The following is a 22,951-nucleotide window of genomic DNA, read 5'->3' as shown; positions in this document are numbered from 1 at the left end:
GAACGGGAAACTAGCCAATGAGTCGGTTGGAACATCGAAACCTCTTAACGTTGAGAATTATGAATCTCTTTTTTCAGGTTGGGATTTTAGCCTCATTTGTGGCAAAAAGCATCCATTTTGGAACATAACTTGTTAAATTATGTAAATAACCTCTAAGTTTAGCCTTCTGTCAGAGAGTATTCGCAAAAGTTTTACCTTATTGATTTCCTCTGTTGTGGCTGAATTTCAGAGATTTTATGAGCTTCATTCGGCTCTCCCTACTGCCGTTTAGTAAAGTTTCTTTGTACAGTTTCTTTACAGAGGTAGTGCAGTCTCCGTAGACGGCAGTCACCTCATCGCCAGAGCAGCCAATTTAGGGAAGTCTGTCTCCCTTGCACACCAGAACCAACACGGGGCTATGTTTGAGCACTTCACCAACACCGCGATCGCCGTCATTATGAAGGCCCAGGAAGAGGCCCGTCGATTGCAGCATAATTTCGTTGGCACCGAGCAGTTGCTGCTCGGGTTGCTACGGGAAAATTCCAGCGTTGCCGCCGCAGTTTTAACTGAGTTTGGCGTAAATTTGACCGACGCACGTACAGAAGTCGAAGCCATCATTGGGCGGGGCAGTGGCAATCCCCCTTCCGAGGTGCCGTTTACGCCCAAAGTCAAACAAGTTTTCGAAAGCGCTTTTCAAGAGGCTCGCAAGTTAGATGCTTCTTACATCGAACCGGAGCATCTATTGCTGAGCTTGACTCAAAGCCGGGAGAGTGTGGCCTATCGAGTCATGGAAAATTTAGGCGTTTCTCCCAGCAAGGTGCGGACTCGCTTAATCAAAGATTTGGGCGAAGCAGCAGCGATTCCAGCCGGAGGACGCAAAGCCCGCACGAGCGATCGCCGTCGCAAGAGCAAAGTTCTCGAAGAATACAGCACTGACCTGACCTTGAAAGCCGCCGAAGGATTGCTTGATCCGGTCGTCGGTCGTGCCAAAGAGATTGAGCGTGTTGTCCAAATTCTGGGGCGGCGCACCAAAAATAATCCTGTACTCATTGGCGAACCCGGTGTCGGTAAAACCGCGATCGCTGAGGGCTTGGCTCAGCGCATCGTGAACCAAGATGTGCCTGCCACCCTCATGGGCAAGAAGGTTCATGCCATCGACATGGGTCTGCTGGTATCGGGCACCCGTTTCAGAGGCGACTTTGAAGAGCGACTGACTCAGCTTTTAGATGAAGTCCGCAACGATGACGACATCATTTTGGTGATCGACGAGATTCATACGCTAGTTGGGGCGGGTTCCCTTGAAGGGGGCATGGATGCCGCAAACATGCTCAAGCCTGCCCTTGCTCGCGGGGAAATGCAGTGTATTGGGGCCACCACCCTCGACGAATATCGTCAACACATCGAAAAAGATGCAGCGCTAGAGCGGCGCTTTCAACCTGTCATGGTAGAGCCGCCTTCGGTGACCGATACGATTGAAATCTTGGAAGGCATCCGCAGCCGCTACGAACAGTTCCACAATGTCTTGATCTCAGACTCTGCCCTGAAAGCTGCAGCCGAGCTATCGGATCGGTACATTAGCGATCGCCACTTGCCTGACAAAGCGATTGACCTGATTGATGAGGCGGGATCTCGCATCAAGTTACGTTATCAAATCAGCTATCCTTCGCCTGAGGTGAAGCAAGAGTTGCGACAAGTTTCGAGCGATTTGCAAGTGGCTGTCCGCTCTCAGGAGTTTGCTCAAGCTCAAGAACTGCGCCACCGTAAGCATGAGCTATTGGCCCAAATCCAAGGCCCTCAGCCCGAAGCGGCGGAGGCTCCGCCCATGACTCAGCCGGTGGTCGAAGACAACGACATCGCTGAAATTGTGGCTTCTTGGACTGGAGTACCGGTCACGCGCATGACTGAGTCTGAAGCAATGCAACTGATGCATTTAGAAGACACCCTGCACGAGCGCGTCATTGGTCAACACGAAGCGGTAGAAGCGTCTGCCCGCGCCATTCGCCGTTCCCGAGTTAAACTGGCGAGTCCAGATCGTCCCATTGCGAGCCTGGTTTTTTCTGGCCCGACCGGAGTCGGTAAGACTGAGCTCACCAAAGCGCTTGCTGCGTCTCTGTTCGGCTCAGAAGAAGCGATGATTCGACTCGATATGTCGGAATATATGGAGAGTTATACCGTCTCAAAACTAGTCGGTTCCCCTCCAGGATTCGTGGGCTATGACGAAGGTGGACAGCTAACTGAAGCCGTACGTCGCAAGCCTTACTCAGTCATTTTGCTAGACGAGATCGAAAAGGCACATCCCGACGTTTTCAACATCCTGCTGCAAGTTCTAGATGATGGCCGTTTAACAGACTCCAAAGGTCGTTCGGTCAGCTTCAAGAATACGCTAATCATCATGACCTCGAATATTGGTTCACAGGTCATCGAGAAGGGCGGCGGCGGCATGGGCTTTGACACCGCGATTGAAGACGAAGCCACCACTCGGTACAACAATATTCGCAGTCTGGTGCAAGAAGAGATGAAACAGTATTTTCGTCCGGAGTTGCTGAATCGTCTGGATGAAATTATTGTCTTCCGTCAGCTGACGAAGCCCGAAGTCAAGGAGATTGCTGATCTAATGCTGGTCGGCGTAAACCAACGACTGGCAGAGCGAGGCATTACGGTCAGTGTTACCCCAGCGTTTGAAGAAAAGCTGATCAACGCTGGGTATGACCAGCGCTATGGAGCCCGTCCGATGCGTCGAGCGATCGCTTGTTTAGTCGAAGACACACTAGCCGAGGCAATTCTGGCTGGTTCAGTTCAAGATGGTGATGCCGTGTTGTTGACTGTCGATGACGAAGACAACGTTCGTGTTGAGCAGCAACAAACGCCCGCCCTAGCAGGCGTACAGCGCTAGCCTTTGATTATGTGGGTTCTAGATATCTACCCACTGTTCACTGACTTTGGCCATGCATCCTCATTGCCCCCTGCCGCCCCAGTGGCGGAGGGGGCTTTCAATTTAGATGACGACAGGCCCAGCCTAAGAGACTGCCATAACCGGCAGGATTGAAGACACGAGAGGAGAGTAAGGAAATACTGGCAAAACAATTGGTTTATAACGAGATTGGGCCAACAGTTTCTAGACGACAGAGCTTCGTGCGACCTTCACCTAAAATCTAGCTACAGCTTATGCCATGAAGAAAACCCGAAAGCATTACCAGTACGAGCAGACCGTTTTCTGAGCAAACGGCTAGACTCAGCACTGAGAACCTTCGGGTTTTCAAAACACACTGATGGTAGGGATAATCACTGATAACAGCGATCACTATGTGACTAACATAACTTGACAGTAAAAGTCCTCGGGAGAGGGTTGTGCCCCCTCATTTGGGATATTTTCTTGACATCGGCGAGTTGCATTTGAGATTTTGTGCTACACCATAGTGATTAACGCAGCCATCACGCTAAATATGCTACTGATTCCTGCGATTTACTGTTGATACTCCCCCGAAGATCATGAGCAAAGGAAACGTGCCGCCCCGTTCTCACGATGCTAATTCGGCTGATTCGTTAGCTGCTGCTCAAGGTCAGTTACCGCTGCCGTCAGATCCCCCACCCGGCAGTGATGATTGGGAAACGATTGCCATTATGGGCATGCCACCTTTGAGTGCAGGGGCTACCGGTGAGCCGTCGTCTAATGCGGAGACGACAGAGATCGCAGGTGTGCCAGATAATAGCAGTAACTTGCAGGGCCGCATTGACGACTTGCAAGAGTGCAATGAAGTGCTGCTATCCCGGGTAAACCAACTTGAAGAAGCGTTAGAGCGATCGCAACAAGCCTTGCAGCAAGAAGTCGAGCGATCGCAACGGCTCACTGAGGAAGAAAAAGTGGCCGCCGCCCAGACTCGCTCAGTCGCCCAGTTACTCAGCGAATTGGATGAGGCAAATGCAGCTCTGAAGCGACAAACCCTCTTGTCTGACACTCTGAGCGCTCAGCTGAAAGCTGCTGAAGAACGATCGCAGCGGCTCGAACAAGAATGCAATATCTTGCGGAAACGAAAAACCGAGCGAGCCAGACAACTGCAAGCGGCAGAAGATACTTGTGCCGATTTGCGATCGCGCTTACAACGGCAGCAACAATACACTTTGCAATTCAAATCGGCCTTGGAAAAATGCCTGGACACCACGGCTTTTCAACATACCTCCCGAAGCATTGAACACGGTGTAATCCAAGGTGGCGAATCTGTGGCTGAGACATCAGCATCCTCTTCACCCACCATTGGGATGCCTCGCTCCGAGAGCATTCGCCCTTGGTCGGCCAATCCAGTACAGATGGCCACGGATCCTCAGCTGCATTCATTACTGAGAACGCCTGCGGAAAAGGCTCCGATGCCATCGCCATCCACTCCCCCAAGCCCTTCGGAATTGCCAGAGACGGCTATTAGCGAGCCTATTTTAGCTGACGAGGCCCCAGAGGCAGTGTCACCCCCTCTGCCGAACAGCAGCGCCGAGCAGCAACTCTGGCAAGACGTAGAGCGCGTCATAGAGAATACGATGACGGCTACTACACCATTAGAGTCAGAGCTAGATTCAACCGACCACTCACCCGCAGGAAGTGCTGAAGCGCCGCCTACTGAGGCCACTGAGCCACTGTCGTCGACTGCCGAGTTTACTGAACCCATTCCTTGGGGAGCCCCTGTGAGTGAGTTCTCTCCAGCAGCCTCCATTCCTCATGAGGAAGCAAGCGAGGAGGCAAGCGAAGAACCAGGCAACCATGACTCTGCTAGTTCTGCATCTGCATCTCAGACATGGGCAACAGCCTCCGGGCCACCCAGCGCTGGGACTAGTGACTATCCCGTAGCAACTCCGTCAGTACCAGCACTAGAGGCGATGCAGACTAGTCAAAACTCGCCGTCACCACTAGTGCATCCACAGCGCCCGTCCCAACGGAAACGCAAATCTTTATCGGCTGTGGAGTTGCCTAACTTTCCACCCTTGCCTAAAGTGCCGACTGAATAGCGGACAGTCAGTCATCGCCCCCGAGAGTAGCGGGCCTCGAGCTCGTTCGTTCTTGGTTGCGAGCTGAGAAAACTTGGCCGGGAAATTTTCTACCATAGCGTTGCGCAGATAGCCCCGTTCATTGATTTGACGGAAAAACGAGGGGCTTAGGTTAGGAAGCAGGATTTTTCAAATCCAACCCAAGTTTTGTTGAGCAAGCATCTTGCTTGCCCCAAGACAGCCGAGACGGCTGTCGAAACTTCGATTTAATGCCCATGCTTTGAACTTTTGGGCTCTCGGCACCTGACTGCGGATTGCTATAGCAATGCTCATTGCTGCAACAACTTCGATGTTATTGGATTGTTATTCTCATCTTTTAGTAGAACTCGTAGGCATCTGAAGTGGGATTGCTGGGATCAGGGGCAATTGCCAACCAAAGGGGAAACTGCAAGATTGACAGGGCAACTTTACCTTCTGACTCGTCGATGATGATGAATGGCAGGTAATTGTTTTCTAATAGACGTTCGGCACGCTGGGCCATGGGCTCTGACGATTCAAACAGCATAATGCCACTGCGAGTGCCAAAGTCAGCCCGCGATACGCCTAAGCAGTCTTGAAAGCCCCGCCGCCAGTCGCCTAGTCGCTCAGGACTCCGAGCTAGTACCAGCACCCGCAGGCGATCGCCATGCATAGTGTGCAACATCGAAATTGCCGCCGAGGCGACCAACACATTTTGCAGTCGGCTATTCAGGGTTTTGATCGCCCCCCGCCCGCCTTGTTCTAGCATCCAGTTAGCAACGCGATCAGCATGAATGGGTTCAAAGGTACGACGTAGTTGCCAGACGGGGCCGTAGTAGTCGGGCCGTAAACGATATTGATCCAACAGACTTTGAATGCGTTCTGCATCCAATAAATGTGGCGAACGAGTGACCGGGGGAGCTGGTGTGGGGGGCGGCTCGGGCTCCGGTCGTTGGGGGCCGGCGGAAGGGCGATTGGGTGGTGGTTCTGGAGGAGATAGGGACAACTGCTCAGCTGAAGTTGCTAGGTCTTGCAGACTACCCACCAGATATTCCTTAAAGCTCTGAACTCGCATGGCTAACTCTTGCGAAGCACCAGCAAAAGTGGTCTTCATCTCAGCGTTGATGCGATCGCGGCGGCGCTCGAGTTTTTCAATCTCTAACTCTAGCGATCTCTTTTTACGCTCTAGGTCGCTGACGGCCTCTCGTACCATCCGGGCCAAATCAGCTTGCACGCGTGCGTCCGTCCGTGAGGTACTGCTATTTCCTGGTGCAGACTGAGCAGACGATAGCGGCGATTCATCAGCAGGCATAAGCAATCTCAAAGAATCAATAGAAGAACGAAAAAGGCAACTTCAAATATGTGACGGACTCACATTAGCGATCATCAGCCTGATGCGGTACGTGTTGCTCGAGCTGCGATCGCAACATGATGGGGCTAAACAAAATCGGCAAAAAGTGAATGCTATTGACTTCCCGGAAGTAAAACAAAACAGGAACAGGTTGCCAAAAAATGTCCCAATGTTCCCAGTCTTGATAAGGAAACTGACGAATGCGGCGATCGCCTCGGTAAATATCCAGATCAGTCGCTGTAAAGACCAGCCGTAAAGTCGCCGCCTGATACAGCAAAAAGCCGCCAAACAAAGCCACAATTCCCGCAACGATAGCAACTAACGTGCCCCACATCACTAAGGACAAGCAGGCCCAAGCAATCCCCCCTAAAATCAAGGCGATTGGCAGGTTGTAACTAGGCTGCAAGGTGGTTGTCTGATTTGCTGAAGAAACTGTCACGATATGCTCAATCCTGGCCACATCCACAATAGCGTCATCTTTTAGGCAAAGCCTGATGGCGATTGCCTTCATTGTAAAGGTTGGCCTCCCTTCCCCTACCAACGAGATGGCAAAAGTTTGGCTCAATCTCGGCCATCATGGCGCAGGCAAACGACATGAGTCTTGACTCATTGCTGTCAGTCAGGGGGCGATCGCCCACCACGCCCAGTCAAGCACTTGAAATTATGGGTTTATCGACCTAAACATTGCCCAAGACCGCGCTGCCCGTTCCCTGAAACATGAGCCAGGACAAAAAGAAATTGCTAATAAAGATAGCCAATAGGGCCGTCACGACCGCCGTAGTCGTGGATTGTCCGACCCCTTTGGCCCCACCAGTGGTAGTAAGTCCCCAACTAGCGCCAATAATCGCAATCAGGATGCCAAAGACAAACGCCTTGATGATGGCGGATACCAAATCCCAGGTAGAAAGGAAGTTTTGGGCCGAATCGAGGAACACCTTTTGCGCAATGCCATATAAGTTAGTCGCGATTAGCAGGCCACCACTCATCCCGGTGATAAAAGACAGTAGCGTTAACACCGGCAGCATCAGCGCGCAGGCCACCACTCGTGGGATGACCAAATAATCGATCGGATCGGTTTTTAAGATTTGCAGGGCATCAATTTGCTCAGTGACCTTCATCGTGCCAATTTCGGCGGCAAAGGCCGAGCCAACACGACCAGCCAGCACGACCGCCGTCAGTACGGGAGCTAACTCGCGGGCCAGGGTCAATGCCAACACCCCACCGACTGCAGTACCGGCCCCAAAATTAATAAATTCACGGGTTACTTGAATGGTAAAAACCATGCCGACAAAACTGGCCGTCAGCAAAGCAATCATCAACGACTCGGGGCCGACGGCCACCATTTGCTCGATCGTATTGCGACGATGAATTGGGCGGGAAATCAAGTGCATGACAACCTGCCCCATGAGCATAACTGCCGCAAAAGAGCGACGCCCCCATTTGGAAAGACTGGAAAACTCGATGGCCTGCGCCAAGAAATCACCTCTAATCAGCGATCGCCCTTGCTGAGCCCAAGCTGTTTGCGCCTTTGAGCAACAAGAACCATCGTCATTATATAGAAATGCCCCCATTGCACCAGTCTCTGGCACCAGCTCAATGCTCTGACTCAGGTTAAAAAGTCCCAAGTTTGGGCAAAGAGCGTAACCATGCGCCCCTACAGAACAATCCAAGTGCTGTGATGAGCCTCCATAAAAAACAGGGCAACCCAATGGGCTTGCCCTGCAGAATTTAGAAGCTGGAAAACACAATCGCTCAAGCGCTAGCGCTTCTTAATATCTTTTGCCATGTTCCGAAACATATCCATACTGGTGTCAGTTTTGGCCGTACGACGCTGAAAGTCAGAACTGCTAGAAGTTGACTTAGCTGCTTCAAAACTGGATGCGCCATTGTTACTGGACTCTTGAGAAGGCAAGCCCTTTTCATCCAACTCGCGCATACCCATGGCCGAAATCTGTCGCACTGATTCCAATTCCTCTTGCCCCTTTTTGCGGGCAAAGGTGCGCTTAACCACCTTGGAGGAACGCATGTAATCGATATCACCAAATGTTTTAGCGTCATCTTCACTGAGGAAGAACGCACCTGTTTGTTTCGGTTGAGCTGCAGCGGATTGAGAGTTTTTACGGCCGAACAAGCCACGAATAAAGCCAGTCATGAACTTTTCCTGAGTAAGCGAGGATCTGTCTGTGTTACTTATCGTAACGTCAAACATTAACTTATGACTGCATTTATGAGAAATCTGAGGGGAATCGATCAACTAAGGTACTGATTGCCTTCCGTTATTCAGGCTTATCCATATCCTGCAGCTGCTTTCAGTAAATGAGAATACCTTGAAGTTACGTGAGAGGTATTACGTGAAAGTCACCTAAACGAGTACGCCGCTAGGGGCTCATTATTTGTACGACTCCCCATTAGGCAGACAGCGATCGCGGTTGAGCCGCTAGCGTGACATCAGTTGTTGCGCCCATTGGGATGTAGGTGGCATACAGGAAAGATCGATGCGATAACTTGACGGACTACTTCAACATCCAGGGCCTTTCTCGTCGATCTTTCCCTTGAGCCATTTCTAATAACTTTGGTTGGGATAGCTACGAAATGATTGATTGATCGGTTGAACGGCATTGATGACACGGCTAATTGGAATGGATTTTGGCATTCCCAGGTGGCCTGTGCTGTTGAGCGGTATACCTTGACAAGATTAGATCGGGGAAATCGAGCCAGGCTATCTTGAGCATTACTGCGAATCCACCAGGGTGGAGTATTTGTACGCATTGTCTAGTCCAGTAAAATCACTTAGGCATGATACGAGGTTTGCAGGAATTCGCTTAAGTGTTTGTACGTACTCGGCGAGATGTATAAATAGAAGCTGGCGATAACTTTATTTCTGGGCAGAGAAACTTGAAGATTACTTAAAGAGCACCGACATACGGTGGCTTTTACTGTGGCTTGATTGCCATCCTTACATTTGGGAATTACGGTAATGATGTATGCTCGCCAACGATTTCTTTCAAGCTTCCTACTTCTACAGAAACTCGCAAAATTTATCCTGGAAGGTTAAGCAGCTTCCTGCTGTTAAGCATTTGCTTAATTTTGCTTACTCCCGAGAGGTTGATTCTCATAAGTCAACGCTACCTCAACTGAGTCCTCGATATGGCAGGCTTTTGAATGACCTCGGCGTCAAAGGGATGGCGAGTACTGACTTGACACAGTTGTCCATACCAGGCACGGATGTCATGGTGAGCAAGGCTTGGGAAATCCTTAACGATGCCAAGCAGTTTTACGCTGATGGGTCGCGCAACCGAATTTCGACAGCAACTCTGAACCAGCATCCTGAAATCTTTTTGTGGGGAGCCAACGAAGATCTTCTAGATCTAGCAGAAAATTACATTCAGTTACCGATTTTCTATTTAGGCGCTGAACTCAAGCGGGAAGTTTCTGATGACTCACTAGAAGGTGTGCGTTGTTGGCACATTGACAAAGAAGATCGTCGCATGATGAAAGTGATCATCTATCTCAATGACGTAGATGAACAAGGCGGACCATTTGAATGTATGTCGAAGCCACTCAGTCAAACTGCTGCCAAAGCGATGAATTATTCTTCAGGACTTGTCGCTGATGAGGTGATGGGCCGCTATATTCCACCAGAGTATTGGCAAGCTTGTGTTGGGCCTCAGCATTCAGCTTTCATTGTCGATACTTGTAGTATTTTCCACCGGGCACGGCCACCGATCAGCCGAGACCGATATTCCATCACCTTCCACTACATTTCACAGTCGCCGCTGATGACTTACGAGAAGATTTATTTTGGCGATATGCCAGCTCTCAGCCCTCACCTGACACCTCGCCAGAAACAGTGCTTGCGTCGTCGCTCTCAAGCTTAATCATTGCAGTTGCAGTCGGTAAATTGTCCGAGTGTTGTCAACGAGAGGGCTATAGAGCTTGAGTTTAGGGCTCTTACAACATGGCCAAGGGGACACTTCCGCAAGTTGCTCAATTCAACGAACACGGATGTTTCGCCTCTGAGCAGCAGCATACATCTTGAGTAGGAACAGGGATAGCGATCGCCCTGTTCCTATTTTTATAGATAAGGCGACTACCTTGCTTTGCCTGACGCAGACCAAGTTTGGAAACGGGGGCTGCGAGTCAACGCCTTCTGTTTGAGCCTGTGGATAAGTCTTTAATCATGCCCGATACGGGATGCACATTACCATGGTGATACATGGCTGGCGATAGATGCCAGACCGTGCCTTATTCGATAACTTCTACAAGTCATTTATAAAGTAGTTTCATGGCAGCGGTATTAGAAACTATTCAGCAGAGCTTATTAGAACTGTTGGCGAACACCATCGAATTTTTGCCGGCGATCGCTTTGTCGATACTCGTCATTTTGGCCACTCGATTTAGCGCCTTGCCGATTCGGCGACTCACCCGCACAGTGGTCGAAAAAATCACCTCGAACTTTTCCCTACAGTTGCTTGCCGTTCAGATTGCGAATGTCGGCGTTTGGCTGTTGGGAATACTACTTTGCGGTATTTTATTGTTTCCTAATCTCGGGTTGGGAGACATCATTGCGCTAGTCGGTCTCAGCTCGGTTGCGGTGGGCTTTGCATTTCAAGACATTTTTAAGAATTTCTTGGCAGGCATCTTACTGCTGTTGAATCAGCCATTTCAAGTGGGCGACCAGATTATCGTTAGCGACTATGAAGGCACTGTAGAAACTATCGACATTCGCTCGACCAAAATTCGTAACTATCAGGGCGAGCAAATTGTTGTGCCCAATGCTGTGGTCTTTACGAATGCGATCGAGGTATTGACGGAAAAAGCTTGTCGTAGAACCGATTTGGGCATTGGTCTTGACTACAACACGTCTCTGCCTGACGCCAGAGAGTTATTGAGTCGGGTTGCCAGGGAAGTTGACGGTGTTTTGGCCGAGCCTCAGGTAGAGGTTGATATTGTCGAATTTGGGGCTAGCTCGATTGATTTTGTGGTGCGCTACTGGACTCGCCCAACCCAGGCAATTGTTCGCCGAACTCGGACTGAAGTCATCATGGCTTTAAAGGCAGCGTGCGATCGCACAGGTTTGAATATTCCCTACCCAATCCGTACGGTTTATTTCTTTGATCAGCAGCAGTTCGCTGATGCCACACCGACTCGACAGCAGGCGGACAATGGTAAAGCGAATCAAGAAGTGGCTTCAGACTTTAACTAACCGATTGCTGGTGAGATTCCCTAATTGAGTTGGCTACATTGAGTTGGCTACTCAGAGTCAACGACTGAAAGCCTGAAATGTAGTGGGCGGTCTGCAAGGTTTGCCATTTGCTTGGGCTAGATGAGTGCAGTGCAACCTAAATAATTAGCGGGTTTTGGGCCTCAACCACAGCCTACAAATAGAGAGATACCCTCATTACGGTTGACCGACTTAATGCTCTCAGACCAAGCAGCCTAAATTTTGTAGCCAGGCCAGCGCGATTGCTCGGTGGTGCAAGGTGATTTCTCCCAACAAGATGGCCCCAACCAACACAAACAAAATTCCCATGCTGCGCTCAAGCAAGTGATGGGGCAAACGATTGGCGACGATTGAGCCGAATTGAGCGCCAATCAAGACGCCTGGTGCCGTAAAAATGACCAAACTCAGGACTGTGGTCAGGGTGTCATCGCCGGCGTGGGCAAACTGCACCACATGACCAATGGAGGCGGTGAGTGCCGTGATCGCCACGATGAAGACGCTCGTAGCGACGGCAACTTTGCTGGGTACGCGACAGCGCTGCATCAAAAAATACCCATTCATTTCTCCCAGACCGGTGGAGACCATGCCCAAAAACAGCGCCCCTAGCCCCGCGAGTATGCGACCTTCGGTGGGATGGGCGATGGTGTAGCAATAGGTGGCATTAGTGGCGTCGGTGATGCAGGTTTGGGGGTGACTGTCTTGATGGGTTTCGATGTCTTGGTCGAGCACGGCGATCGCTGCTGGCTTGGGCGATCGCAAAAAACTGACCGCGATCGCAAAGAGCCCAACCCCTAAGATGCCTTTGAGGACATCGCCCGGAATGCTTTTTGCCAACCAGGTACCCAGCAGGGCCAGGGGAATAGTCACCAACAGCAAGCGCCCACCCAACTGGTAGTCGATCAGCCCTTTGCGGACATAGGCATATAGCCCACTAGAAAAACCAAACGCTTCGGTGATTAACCCGGTGCCGACGGCCACCTCAGTCGGTAGCCCCAAACCAATAATGAACAGCGGCGTGAAAAAGGTTGCGCCTTCGACCCCGGAGGCCATGGCGATCGTCGCGATCACCACTCCAATGGGAAACGTAAACCAATACTCCAGACTCATGCGATCGCTTAATAGCTCAACAATTTTCAGATTTGCCAATGATCAGCGCCGGTCCCCGCGATCGTGCTCCCAGACTCAAGACGGAGCAGACGGTTGCCTGGTTACGACCGCAAGTCCCGCCCAGTAAGAAGGCGATTTAGCTAGGGGCAACGGCTAGATTAAGCTCGCCTGTGATGTCAACACCAGGCGACAAACTTGACCAGCATCGGGAAACAGCCAACCTATATTCAAACATGACGCCGAACGCTTCTGGTGATGTCCAAGGGGGCACGTAGCGTCGTGGCTGGTGCTTGTGGTTGCTAGACGATTGAATATGCTGTTGCCCACAACTCTGGCACGGGTGATTTCACGAGTCTTCACCACCGATCACTTTGCCAATCGTCAACGACGGCCAAAACCATCGTTCGATAGGCTTTTGACGTGCGGGTCAAGCGTTGCGAGCAGTGAACGATAATTCACGACACTGGGGTGAGAATGATCTCCCTCCAACGGGCGATCGCGCTTCAAAAGCGCCATTAATCGCAGCCCGCTAAATCAGTTAAGCCAGTTAAGCGTGCGGATCTTTAAATTATGGTGAGCGCGATATTATTTGCAGGACTATCCCAATTCCAAGAGTTTTGATAGTTTTGATGTCAGATTTACGGCCAGCTTTGAGCCATCCATCGTGGAGGAAGCATCCATCTTGCTGAACCATGCGCCTAGCTACTAATTATTGCCGACAGCACTTTTGCTCCTGTTCGCGCTGCCTCAGCGCTAGCGTCTAGTTCACCCCAGTTCTATGTCAAATAGCCCCAACCCCATTCCGCCAGACTCTTCCGAAGAGGAACGCCCGTCTCGTCGTTCGTTTTCACCCTTACTGAAACTTGCTGCTGGACTCGGCGTGGTGGCAGCTGCCGGAGGCATTATTGCTGTGGTGTGGGGAGAACGTCTCGTCGAGTCCCATGTGCTTCCAATTGTTGAAGAAGAGGTGGAGAAGACAATTGGTCGTCCTATCGATTTGGGTGAAGTTGCCGGTATATCTATTTGGAGCATTCGTTTAGAAAATATCCTGATTCCCCCGACTGAGAACGACGAAAGTACCGTTACAGTCGCGTCGGCAGAGCTCAATGTCACCTTGCTATCGCTGATCTTTGAGCAAACAGTTGGGTTTGATTTGCGCCTAATTCGGCCTGAGGTCACCTTGGTGCAGGCAACTGATGCCAAGTGGCTTGATCTAGTGCTGCCCGAGCCACCGGAAGGTGAATCTCGCATCAATCTCGAAATTCAGTCCCTGACAGTTGAGGATGCCCATCTCACTGCCCTGACCCGCATTCGAGAGCCCGAGGCGATTGTGGTGCGTGAGCCGGTTCAAATTACTGGAGTGGATGTTGCAGCCGAGTTTGAAGGTGAAGAAAATCAGTTAGTCATATTTTCTCTCACCGGGGACCTTGATAGCGGGCGCTTTGATATAAAGGGCCAAGGTGACTTAAGCCAGCGCGTGGTTAACACCAACATACGTTTACAAGATTTACCTACGACTGGTGTTAACCTTTTACTCCCTTCTTCAGTTGGTCTAGAGGATGGTCTGGTCAGCAGCAACCTGACAATTAAAGCTGCCCTGACCGACGACAATGAGCTTGATTTAGACACCGTTGATATTCGAGGTACGGCCCGATTACAGGATGGAGAGATCCAAGTACGTGGCGTCCCTGCTCCTGTGCGTAATATTCGCAGTCAACTCCGATTTCAGGGGCAACAGGTGACGCTGGAAGACACGGGGCTACAGCTCGAAGACATCACGCTGATGGCTGAGGGCGATGTGCATTTGCGAGAAGGGCATAACTTGCGGGCGCAGATTCCCGCGATCGCGATCGCGGACGTGCAATCCCTCGCGGATCTGGAGTTGCCGATTGACGCGGCTGGCACTTTTCAGCTCAATGCTGAGGTGACAGGGGAGCTACTCGATCCGCAAATTTCTGGCCGGTTGAGCAACCAGGGGATCGTCCAAGTTGATCAAGTCGAGGTAGCGACCCTCACGTCCGACTTTCGCCTCAATCAAGACCGCTTTGACCTGACGGAACTGCGGGTGATACCCGTCGCGGGCGGTGTGATATTTGCCCAGGGTGAGGCAGATTTAACTAATTTGACCGATCCACAATTTCAGCTGACGGCTCAAGTCGATGTGCCGGTAGATGCCTATACCGAGCTGTACGGGGTGTCGCTGCCACCCGACGTTGTCGTGGGAAACTTGACCGCAGAGGCAGAGGGGTCGGGTAGTCTGACCTCACAAGCCGCTGTCGCTCAGTGGCAGCTTTCTGAGTCAACCTTTCCCGGTGGGGGGAGGCTGACCCTGGCCGACAATCAACTCGTGCTGGATGATACGCTGCTGCGCGTCGCCGAGGGCAGTGTCACGGCAGAGGCGATCGCCGACCTGACGACAGGCAACTGGCAAGCGACGGCGACAACGGCGCAAGTGCCCATCCAGCAATTTACCCCCCAGGCCCAAGGGTTGCTGACCGCTAACCTGGAGGCGGATGGCAATCTATACAACTTTGACCTGGCAACCATTCGGGCGGGGGGCGATGCGATCGTGGCTGACGCCTTAGTGCAGCCGATTCCTACCGCCGCGCCACTCTTGCCCCAGGGAGATTGGATTACTGAGTTTGAGTTTTTGGGCGATCGCATTGCCGTCAATCGGTTCACCGCGCCCAATGTGCAGGCAGACGGCACCATTGGCGTAGATTTCAATCAGCCGATGCCCATTGGGGCGCTGGCGTTAAATGTGGCCCTGCAAGACTATGACCTGCAACCCCTCAACAGTTTTGCCCCAGAGGCGGTGCGGGACTATGGGCAACTCCTGGGCCTCACTAGCTTCACCGGCCAGCTCACAGGCACCCTCGACAATCCGCAAGTGACAGGGAATGCGCGGTTGGTCGATTTGGCCGTCAATGATTTGCTCTTTGCGCCGCTCACTGGCCCCGTGGCGCTGTCATTAGCTCAGGGAGGCGAACTTGACCTCCGTAGCCAGGAGGGCGATCGCGTGGCTCTGGTGGTGGATTCTGACTTCTGGCCCAACGCCTTTGAGGTGCGCAATCAAGACTTCGTCGCCTTTGGCACCGGAGCCAATCGCCGCCTTGATGCCACCGTGCAAAACTTGGATCTAGAAAAATTTGCCGTGCAGCCCGCCCAAGACTACGGGTTTGGCATCGTCTCCGGCTTGGTAGATCTGCAGGTATCCGCCAACCTAGCCGACTTCCAAAATCCGATCGCCAGCGGCACCCTTAGCGTCAGCAATCCCGGCCTTGATCCTGTGGAAGCCGATTTATTTACCGCGGCGTTTCGCTATGCCGACAACACCGCTGCTCTGAGCCAGGGCGAATTGCTGTTCGATAACAGCCGCGTTTTGCTGGCGGGCAGCGCCATTCTGCAGCCGGAATTGGCCTACACCGGGCAATTGACCGTGGCCGAAGGCTATGTCGAAGATGTAGTCGCGATCGCCGAAACCATTGACCTGGAAGCTTTGCGGTTTGGGTTGCGGCGACAGGCTCCCATGGGTAGCGCCGCCGACCTACAAGTGCAATCGATTCGGTTGCCGATGGCCTCCTTTTTAGAGCAGTTAGAGGCGTTCATTGCCTACGAAGCCACGCGACCGGAGCCATCCACCACCGATCCGATGTTGGCCTTGCCGCCTTGGGATACCCTGATGGGGGAATTTGCGGGCGGACTCACGGTGGCTGGGCGATCGCTCGACTTAGACGGCCTCACCGCTGATTTCAACTTTCAGGGACAGAGCTGGGTGTGGGGACCGTACAGTCCCCCCAATCAGTTCGTCGTGAGCGGCAATGTGCAGCAATCCACCGTGACCCTCGACCCCGTCTCCGCCATTATTGAAGACACGGTGATCAACCTGGCGGGTAGCGGCAGTTTCGAGCGCTTACAAGGCCAACTCTTGGTAGATAATTTGCCCGTCGAGTTAGCCCAAGCTTTGTATCCGCTGCCCCTAGAGGTGACGGGGGATATCGATGTCACCACCGAGTTTGAGGGCAGTCTCGCGAATCCCCAAATTGCGGGGGAATTGCTGGTTGCCGAGCCGCAAGTGGGGCAGCAACCGTTAGAGCGAGTCGCTGCAACCTTTGGCTATCGCGATGCCGTGTTTGAGGTGGATGGCGTCGCCGCGATCGCTCCTGATGAGCAACCCCTGACCTTGCAGGGCGAGATTCCCTATGCGCTGCCCTTTATGACGGTGCAGCCGCCCACCGAAAACATCTCGCTGGTGGCGATCGTGCCGGACGACGCCTTTGACCTGATGAATGTGCTCACCGCTGAAGAAGTCCGCTGGGAGGGGGGCGAGGGCGAAATCCGCGTCCAGGTTGGCGGCACGGTGGTTGAGCCGATAGTGGTGGGAGCGGTCACCTTACGTGATGGCATCATCGGCAGCAAGGAATTGGGGCAACCGCTGACTGATCTCACAGGGCAGATAAATTTTGACCTCGAACAGGTCAGCATTCCCCAGTTGCAGGGTGAAATGGGGGATGGCACGTTAGCGATCAGCGGCCAGTTGCCGTTGTTGGCGTCGGGTGAGTCACTCTTAACCCTGGCGCAGGCCAAACAGCAATTCACCAAACCGCAGTCCACCGATGAGGCAGCGCCGCCCAGTGGCATCAGAATTGCGCTGGGAGAGTTGCCCCTCGACTATCGCGGTGTGGTCGACTTACGGGTCGATGGGCGAGTGGGCATTACTGGAGCGGTGCTAGAACCCACCATTGGCGGCAAAATTGAACTGGATGAGGGCTTTGTGCAAGCCAACCAATTGTTGCGGCAGTTGGGGGCGATCAATCTCCCCACCGTCGAAGAAGTAGAACAAATCAATCCCTATCGCGCCCAGTTCCTCGGCATCGATCCGTTGGCGGCAGGCACTAAGGCTGCCGCACCGAGCTTCTTAGACCAGGTATCGTTGCAAAATTTGGTGCTGGTGTTTCGCGATCGCCTCGTCATTGCCGGACAGCCGTTTTACAACCTCACAGCCGACGGCGGCATTCAGATTAACGGCACGCTCTCCGACCCGCGACCCGACGGCGAAATTGACCTCCGCACCGGCTGGATCAATCTATTCTCAACGCAGTTTTTGCTCGATTCCAATGCGCCCAACACCGTTGTGTTTACTCCGGAAGATGGCCTTGATCCTTATGTGGATGTGGCGCTGAGAACCCGGGTCCGGGAAACCAACGTCACCGAAATTCCAGCCTCTAACGACGGATTTGTCAGTTCCGAAATTAGCGACAATGACATTCGCTCAGTTGGTGAGGTGCAGTTTATTAACGTAGAAGCGATCGCTCAAGGCTATGTCAGCGATTTGAATGAAAGTCTGTCTCTGACCAGCAACCCCGCCCGGAGCCAAGAACAGTTGGTGGCCCTGCTGGGCAGCAACATTACGGGAGGCCTGGCTAATGCCACACTGACGCAGTTTGCCGGATTCTTAGGCGCCGGGGGCTTGGCGGGCTTTGGTAACGACCTGGCAAATGCACTCGGATTGCGCTCCTTTAGCGTCTTCCCCACCACCGATACCTCTGAAGAAAGCACCGCAGGCGTGGCGATTGGGGTCGAAGCGTCCTTTGCGATTGGTGACAGTATCGGCATCAGCGTGCTCGAAATTTTGAACAGCGGCAATCCGCCCCAGTTGGGACTGCAGTATCGCATTACCGATGAACTGCAACTGCGGGGCTCATCAAACCTCAACGACACCGAAATGCGCCTGGAATACCGCACCACCTTCTAGCCCAGTCGAGTGCGGAGCAGCGCGTTCCCAATGGCGGTGAGCGGTGACACGTCAACCTTTTGCGGTCAAGTTGATCGCTGAATATCGCTGGAAATCTGAGAAGTTGGTTTTCTTCTGGCCCCAAAGTTGCCTATCTTATTAACTGAAGAGTGGCAAAACAGTATGGAAAAGCAAGCAATTCGCGACCGGGTCGAGATGATTCGCAGCAAGCGAGAAGCCCTGGTCAAGCTTTTGGAACAGCCTGACATTGGTATGCTGCGCATTGACGTGAATCAAGCGCTGGAAGAGATGGATGATTTGATTGCCGAGTTCGATGAGATTTTCCCAGCGGCTGACACGAACGGATAACGTCGGGGCGATCGCTGCGTTGCGATCGCTCACCCCCCTGCGGCCATCCTGAACGCAGATTCATCCGACCTGCCCCCCTTGTCGTTTACACTTGTGAGTTCACTGTTTAATAAGCGTCCATGGCCAATACGTACACTGTTGAAATTAAGCACCAGGGCAAAGTAACCAGCATTCAAGTGCCTGAAGATACTCCCATTCTGACGGCGGCGAACGAAGCCGGGCTAGATCTACCGTTTTCCTGTAGTGCCGGGGTCTGCACCACCTGTGCCGCCCTCATTACTGAAGGATCTGTGGATCAAACCGACGGCATGGGGGTCGGGCCAGATTTGCAGGCTGAAGGCTATGCTTTGCTGTGTGTAGCCTTTCCTCGGTCGGACATTAAGCTGGAAACTGAAAAAGAGGATGTGGTTTACCAAAAGCAGTTTGGACAGCCTTCCTAAGCCTTTAATTACGGTCAGAACCGACCTCTCGGCTGTTTGCCGTTGAGCACCGCATTGATTGGGGCAGAGTTGGAGCTTGGATAATTCTGATCCCTCAGTTAGCGACGGATCGAGGCCGAAAACTCGTTTGACTTGGCACCGAGATCGCCGTCACGTCCTTGCAAAAGTTAAGTTTGGAGCATTGTTATGACCACTCACTTTATCGCTGCTGAAATTGATTTGACCGAAAATCCGGTGGAACTGCCCCAAAAAGTGGAAGCAGAATTGCAAAAGCGCGGGGAGCCCCTGCGATGGGCGATCGCTGAGGTAGACGAAACGCAAAAAACGGCCAAAGTCGAAGCCGTTGTCACCGAAAAGTAGTGGCTTAATTTTTTATGCTGCAACGGCCTTACACGGCAGTCCTCATTGTGCCGACCGGGGTGGGGGCCGCCATTGGTGGCTATGCGGGCGATGCGTTGCCGGTGGTGCGAGCGATCGCCCAAGTGGCCGACACCGTCATCACTCACCCTAATGTTTTGAACGGTGCCCAACTCTATTGGCCCCTGCCCAATGCGCTGTATGTTGAAGGCTACGGTCTTGATCAGTTTGCGGCGGGTCAGTGGGGACTGCGCCCCGTGCATCGCAACCGCATCGGCCTGCTGCTGGATTCCGAGATCGAGGAGTCTTTGCGCTGGCGACATGTGCAGGCCGCCGACGCCGCCCGTGCCACTTTAGGACTGGCGATGACGGACTATGTCGTAACTGACGCCCCGGTTAGGGTAACGCTGCAAACGGCTGACTCTGGCGCGACCTGGGGCACCATTGCCAATCCTGGCACGTTACTCCGAGCCGCCGAGCGGTTGGTGCAGCTAGGGGCCGAGGCGATCGCCGTGGTAGTCCGCTTTCCCGAAGAGGAAGACGCGATCGCGCTACAGAACTATCGCCAGGGGCAAGGGGTTGACCCCCTCGCGGGAGCTGAAGCCGTCATTAGCCACTTACTGGTGCGGCATTTGCAGATTCCCTGTGCCCATGCGCCAGCCCTGAGTCCGCTGCCGCTAGACCCGACGTTGTCGCCCAAGTCGGCGGCGGAAGAGCTGGGGCATACCTTCTTGCCCTGCGTGTTGGCCGGACTCAGCCGCGCGCCGCAGTTTGTGACATCGGGCGATCGCCCCATGGGCATCGTCAATCGCGACCAAGTCGATGCGGTGATTGCCCCGGCCACAGCCTTTGGCGGCAGTGGCGTGCTGAGTTTGAGTGGTACCGCTGCCCAGCTCATCGCCGTGGAAGAAAACACGACCACCCTCACCATTACCCCCGAAAAAGTGGGCGTCAACGCTCTACGGGTGCGCTCCTATTTGGAAGCGATCGGGGTAATGGCAGCCCACAAAGCAGGAATTGACGCGAGGGCGATCGCGCCCCATCTGCCCCAGATTCAGCCCGACGCTTCAACCTCGTTGCCCACGTCCTCATCGTCATCAATCCCTGTATCGCTTCCGCAAGATGCTCTCTTGGGCTAAGGTAGCTAGGGAAATCGATTCTTCATCCACCGACACCGCCAACTCATCATGACTGCTGACTCCCAGGACACGTCAACACCCACCTCTGATACGCCGACGACTGAAGCGGCATCAGCTACCGAAACCGCCGAAAAGGCTCCCAGCTTCGGATGGAATACTTACGCCGAGCGCATCAATGGTCGGTTTGCCATGATTGGCTTTGTGGCATTGCTGCTGCTGGAGCTGATTACTCGACAAGACTTTTTCACCTGGCTCGGATTCTGAGCCGCTGGATAACTGAGTTGAAGGAGCGATCACCCTGCTATCGACGGCTCAATGCGCTACGCCTCGAACTAATTCTGTGTTGCTCGATTCGTCATCAAGCTCTCACAGATTCGGTCCTGTATTCAGCTCCTGATGAGATTTCGGCTCAGGCAAAATTCTCCACTTGAAAATGGTCGCCATAACCGCGAATCACTTTCTTTTCTGGTAAGCGGTAGGTGAGCTGCTTGCTGGTGAGCTTACCTAAGCTGACGAGCGACTCTGCCATTTTGACGGCAGCAGCAACGGAATCGATAACGGGGACGCCGAGCCGCTCCTCCAACTGTTTTTCCAGCCCACTCATCCCGGCACAGCCGAGACAAATCGCTTCGGCGCCATCTTCTTCAATCGCTAACTTGCTAGCTGCCGCGAGGATTTCAACCGTATGGGCGCGATCGTTTTCGGTATCCAAAACGGATAGTGACGTGGTCCGGATGGAGGCACAGCGTTCTGTCATGCCCGCTTTCTGCACCGTTTTTTCGGCCATGTCCCGAGCTCGATGGAGCGTTGTTACGACACTCCATTTGGCGGCCAGCATGTTCGCCACATAGAGACTGGCTTCAGCAATGCCCACGACTGGTTTAGCCGTGATTTCCCGCGCCGCCTCAATGCCAGGGTCGCCCCAACAGGCCAGGATGAAAGCGTCCGAGTCCGCATCCAAAATAATCTGTTCCATCACACCCGGAATCGCCAAATATTCGTCATAAAAGCCTTCGATCGAAATCGGCCCGGCATTAGGAGTCACTGTAATGATTTCGGTATGGGGGAACTTCGCCGCTTGTGCCGAAGCGTCAATATTTTGCGTCATCGGCTCACAAGTGTTGCCGTTAATCACTTTGATGCGGCAGGTGGGAGTTACAGTCATGGGCAGTTCCCGAAAATCGAATATTGGCGTTTGGCAGTTTCTAATGTAATCGAGTCGCTAGCGGTTGACTGTCGCGGATTAACAAAAAGTCAGTGGCGCGATCGCACACATTTCCCAAGATGCCTAGAAGAATGTTACGCATTTACTCCAACTGGCCCAAATCGCGCCACTATGGTTAGCGTGCAAAATCATGAATGCGGCGGGCGATCGCAACTAGCTCGTCAGCGAAGGAGAAACATCCATGGGTAAAACCAAGAAAGCCACTGCTGCTACCGAAGTGAGCACGCTGCCGATCAACATCGGCATCGAGGAAAAGGATCGTCAGGCCATTGCCGACGGTCTATCTAACCTGCTCGCTGATACTTACACCCTTTACCTCAAGACCCACAACTTTCACTGGAACGTCACTGGTCCCATGTTCCAGACGTTGCATCTCATGTTTGAGCAGCAGTACAACGAACTCGCTCTCGCCGTTGATATGATTGCCGAACGCATTCGGGCCTTAGGCGTCGCGGCCCCGGGCACTTACAAAGCCTTTGGCAAACTTTCTTCCATTAAGGAAGAAGAAGGCGTGCCCAGCGCTGAAGACATGATCGCCCAACTGGTGGAAGGTCAGGAAGCCGTGGTACGCACCGCTCGTTCCATCTTTCCGGTGGTGGATAAAGCCAACGACGAACCGACGGCTGACTTACTAACCCAGCGCATGCAAGTACACGAAAAAACCGCGTGGATGCTCCGCAGTCTCCTGGCGAAATAATCCACGCAAGGTTGCCGCTAAGGTGCCGCTAACTGGGGGGAGGGTAACCACCCTCCCCATTGGCCACATCAGCGCAAACTATCAAGGGGCTGTGTACGTGTTTAGCGTTAGTTCGGAATAGCTGCACCCCTCCGATGGAGCTATCCCTTACACAAAAGTTGCTGTATCCCTTTTCAGCTAGTCAGTTTAGAGATCGGTTGTAGCCGTTTTCAGGACTGTAGAACCTCACCTAACCTCTCCTTGCCAAGGAGAGGAACCGTACGTGTTTAGCGTCTGTGTTCGGTTGTCATTCCTCCCAGCAGAGAAAAGGAGGCTTAAGGTAGTGACTATCGCGCTGATA

17 protein-coding genes are annotated in these 22,951 nt (G+C 52.9%); 11 read left to right on the top strand and 6 right to left on the bottom strand.

Annotated features, from left to right (window positions below; all coding sequences use genetic code 11):
* Positions 1 to 397: 397 nt before the first annotated feature.
* Positions 398 to 2,872: an ATP-dependent Clp protease ATP-binding subunit gene (locus DYY88_RS09525; RefSeq protein WP_039728265.1), complete on the top strand. Its 2,475-nt coding sequence runs from the start codon at positions 398 to 400 to the stop codon at positions 2,870 to 2,872.
* Positions 2,873 to 3,468: 596 nt separating this feature from the next.
* Entirely contained in the window at positions 3,469 to 4,971 is a 1,503-nt protein-coding gene (locus tag DYY88_RS09520) for a coiled-coil domain-containing protein (protein ID WP_039728266.1), read from the top strand.
* A 355-nt stretch (positions 4,972 to 5,326) separates the two neighbouring features.
* Here DYY88_RS09520 and DYY88_RS09515 read toward each other — a convergent pair whose 3' ends face one another.
* The 4 genes from DYY88_RS09515 to DYY88_RS09500 form a co-directional block, all read right to left on the bottom strand.
* Positions 5,327 to 6,202: a DUF3086 domain-containing protein gene (locus DYY88_RS09515; RefSeq protein ID WP_242517596.1), complete on the bottom strand. Its 876-nt coding sequence runs from the start codon at positions 6,200 to 6,202 to the stop codon at positions 5,327 to 5,329.
* A 142-nt stretch (positions 6,203 to 6,344) separates the two neighbouring features.
* Positions 6,345 to 6,758 (bottom strand): DUF3119 family protein, encoded by a 414-nt coding sequence (locus DYY88_RS09510; protein ID WP_367889281.1) that lies wholly within the window; start codon positions 6,756 to 6,758, stop codon positions 6,345 to 6,347.
* 238 nt (positions 6,759 to 6,996) lie between these two features.
* On the bottom strand, positions 6,997 to 7,794 hold the full coding sequence (locus tag DYY88_RS09505; protein WP_039730204.1) for an MlaE family lipid ABC transporter permease subunit: 798 nt from the start codon (positions 7,792 to 7,794) through the stop codon (positions 6,997 to 6,999).
* A gap of 284 nt (positions 7,795 to 8,078) precedes the next feature.
* On the bottom strand, positions 8,079 to 8,471 hold the full coding sequence (locus tag DYY88_RS09500; RefSeq protein WP_039728268.1) for a hypothetical protein: 393 nt from the start codon (positions 8,469 to 8,471) through the stop codon (positions 8,079 to 8,081).
* 832 nt (positions 8,472 to 9,303) lie between these two features.
* Between DYY88_RS09500 and DYY88_RS09495 the strand changes: the two genes are divergently transcribed.
* Together DYY88_RS09495 and DYY88_RS09490 are read left to right on the top strand one after the other, a co-directional pair.
* On the top strand, positions 9,304 to 10,197 hold the full coding sequence (locus tag DYY88_RS09495) for a hypothetical protein (RefSeq protein ID WP_130199378.1): 894 nt from the start codon (positions 9,304 to 9,306) through the stop codon (positions 10,195 to 10,197).
* A gap of 407 nt (positions 10,198 to 10,604) precedes the next feature.
* Positions 10,605 to 11,525 carry a mechanosensitive ion channel family protein gene (locus DYY88_RS09490; RefSeq protein ID WP_039728269.1) on the top strand — a complete coding sequence of 307 codons (921 nt, stop codon included), beginning with the start codon at positions 10,605 to 10,607 and terminating at the stop codon, positions 11,523 to 11,525.
* A gap of 219 nt (positions 11,526 to 11,744) precedes the next feature.
* Here DYY88_RS09490 and DYY88_RS09485 read toward each other — a convergent pair whose 3' ends face one another.
* Entirely contained in the window at positions 11,745 to 12,689 is a 945-nt protein-coding gene (locus DYY88_RS09485; protein ID WP_201279051.1) for a sulfite exporter TauE/SafE family protein, read from the bottom strand.
* 739 nt (positions 12,690 to 13,428) lie between these two features.
* Between DYY88_RS09485 and DYY88_RS09480 the strand changes: the two genes are divergently transcribed.
* The 6 genes from DYY88_RS09480 (at position 13,429) to DYY88_RS09460 (ending at position 20,953) form a co-directional block, all read left to right on the top strand.
* The gene (locus tag DYY88_RS09480; RefSeq protein ID WP_084607129.1) at positions 13,429 to 18,405 is read left to right on the top strand and encodes a translocation/assembly module TamB domain-containing protein; all 4,977 of its coding nucleotides are present in this window, start codon (positions 13,429 to 13,431) and stop codon (positions 18,403 to 18,405) included.
* A 162-nt stretch (positions 18,406 to 18,567) separates the two neighbouring features.
* The gene (locus DYY88_RS09475; RefSeq protein WP_039728273.1) at positions 18,568 to 18,753 is read left to right on the top strand and encodes a hypothetical protein; all 186 of its coding nucleotides are present in this window, start codon (positions 18,568 to 18,570) and stop codon (positions 18,751 to 18,753) included.
* A gap of 119 nt (positions 18,754 to 18,872) precedes the next feature.
* On the top strand, positions 18,873 to 19,193 hold the full coding sequence (locus DYY88_RS09470) for a 2Fe-2S iron-sulfur cluster-binding protein (RefSeq protein WP_039728274.1): 321 nt from the start codon (positions 18,873 to 18,875) through the stop codon (positions 19,191 to 19,193).
* A 186-nt stretch (positions 19,194 to 19,379) separates the two neighbouring features.
* Complete coding sequence (locus DYY88_RS24100) at positions 19,380 to 19,553, top strand: DUF8621 family protein (protein ID WP_165390109.1); 174 nt, start codon at positions 19,380 to 19,382, stop codon at positions 19,551 to 19,553.
* 14 nt (positions 19,554 to 19,567) lie between these two features.
* The gene (locus DYY88_RS09465) at positions 19,568 to 20,689 is read left to right on the top strand and encodes a DUF3326 domain-containing protein (protein ID WP_044151337.1); all 1,122 of its coding nucleotides are present in this window, start codon (positions 19,568 to 19,570) and stop codon (positions 20,687 to 20,689) included.
* A 48-nt stretch (positions 20,690 to 20,737) separates the two neighbouring features.
* A complete protein-coding gene (locus DYY88_RS09460) occupies positions 20,738 to 20,953 on the top strand; it encodes a CAB/ELIP/HLIP family chlorophyll-binding protein (protein WP_039728275.1) in 216 nt (71 codons plus the stop codon).
* Between the two features lie 145 nt (positions 20,954 to 21,098).
* Here the strand turns inward: DYY88_RS09460 and DYY88_RS09455 are convergent, their stop codons facing one another.
* A complete protein-coding gene (locus DYY88_RS09455) occupies positions 21,099 to 21,854 on the bottom strand; it encodes an aspartate/glutamate racemase family protein (protein ID WP_039728276.1) in 756 nt (251 codons plus the stop codon).
* 241 nt (positions 21,855 to 22,095) lie between these two features.
* Here DYY88_RS09455 and DYY88_RS09450 point away from each other — a divergent pair, with 241 nt between their 5' ends.
* Entirely contained in the window at positions 22,096 to 22,611 is a 516-nt protein-coding gene (locus DYY88_RS09450) for a Dps family protein (RefSeq protein WP_201279052.1), read from the top strand.
* Positions 22,612 to 22,951: the final 340 nt, after the last annotated feature.

It is taken from the genome of Leptolyngbya iicbica LK (assembly GCF_004212215.1).
In the GTDB taxonomy this organism is placed as follows: Bacteria; Cyanobacteriota; Cyanobacteriia; order Phormidesmidales; family Phormidesmidaceae; genus Halomicronema; species Halomicronema iicbica.
The sequence above is the reverse complement of the archived record's forward strand: the minus strand, read 5'-3'. Positions and strand labels throughout refer to the sequence as shown.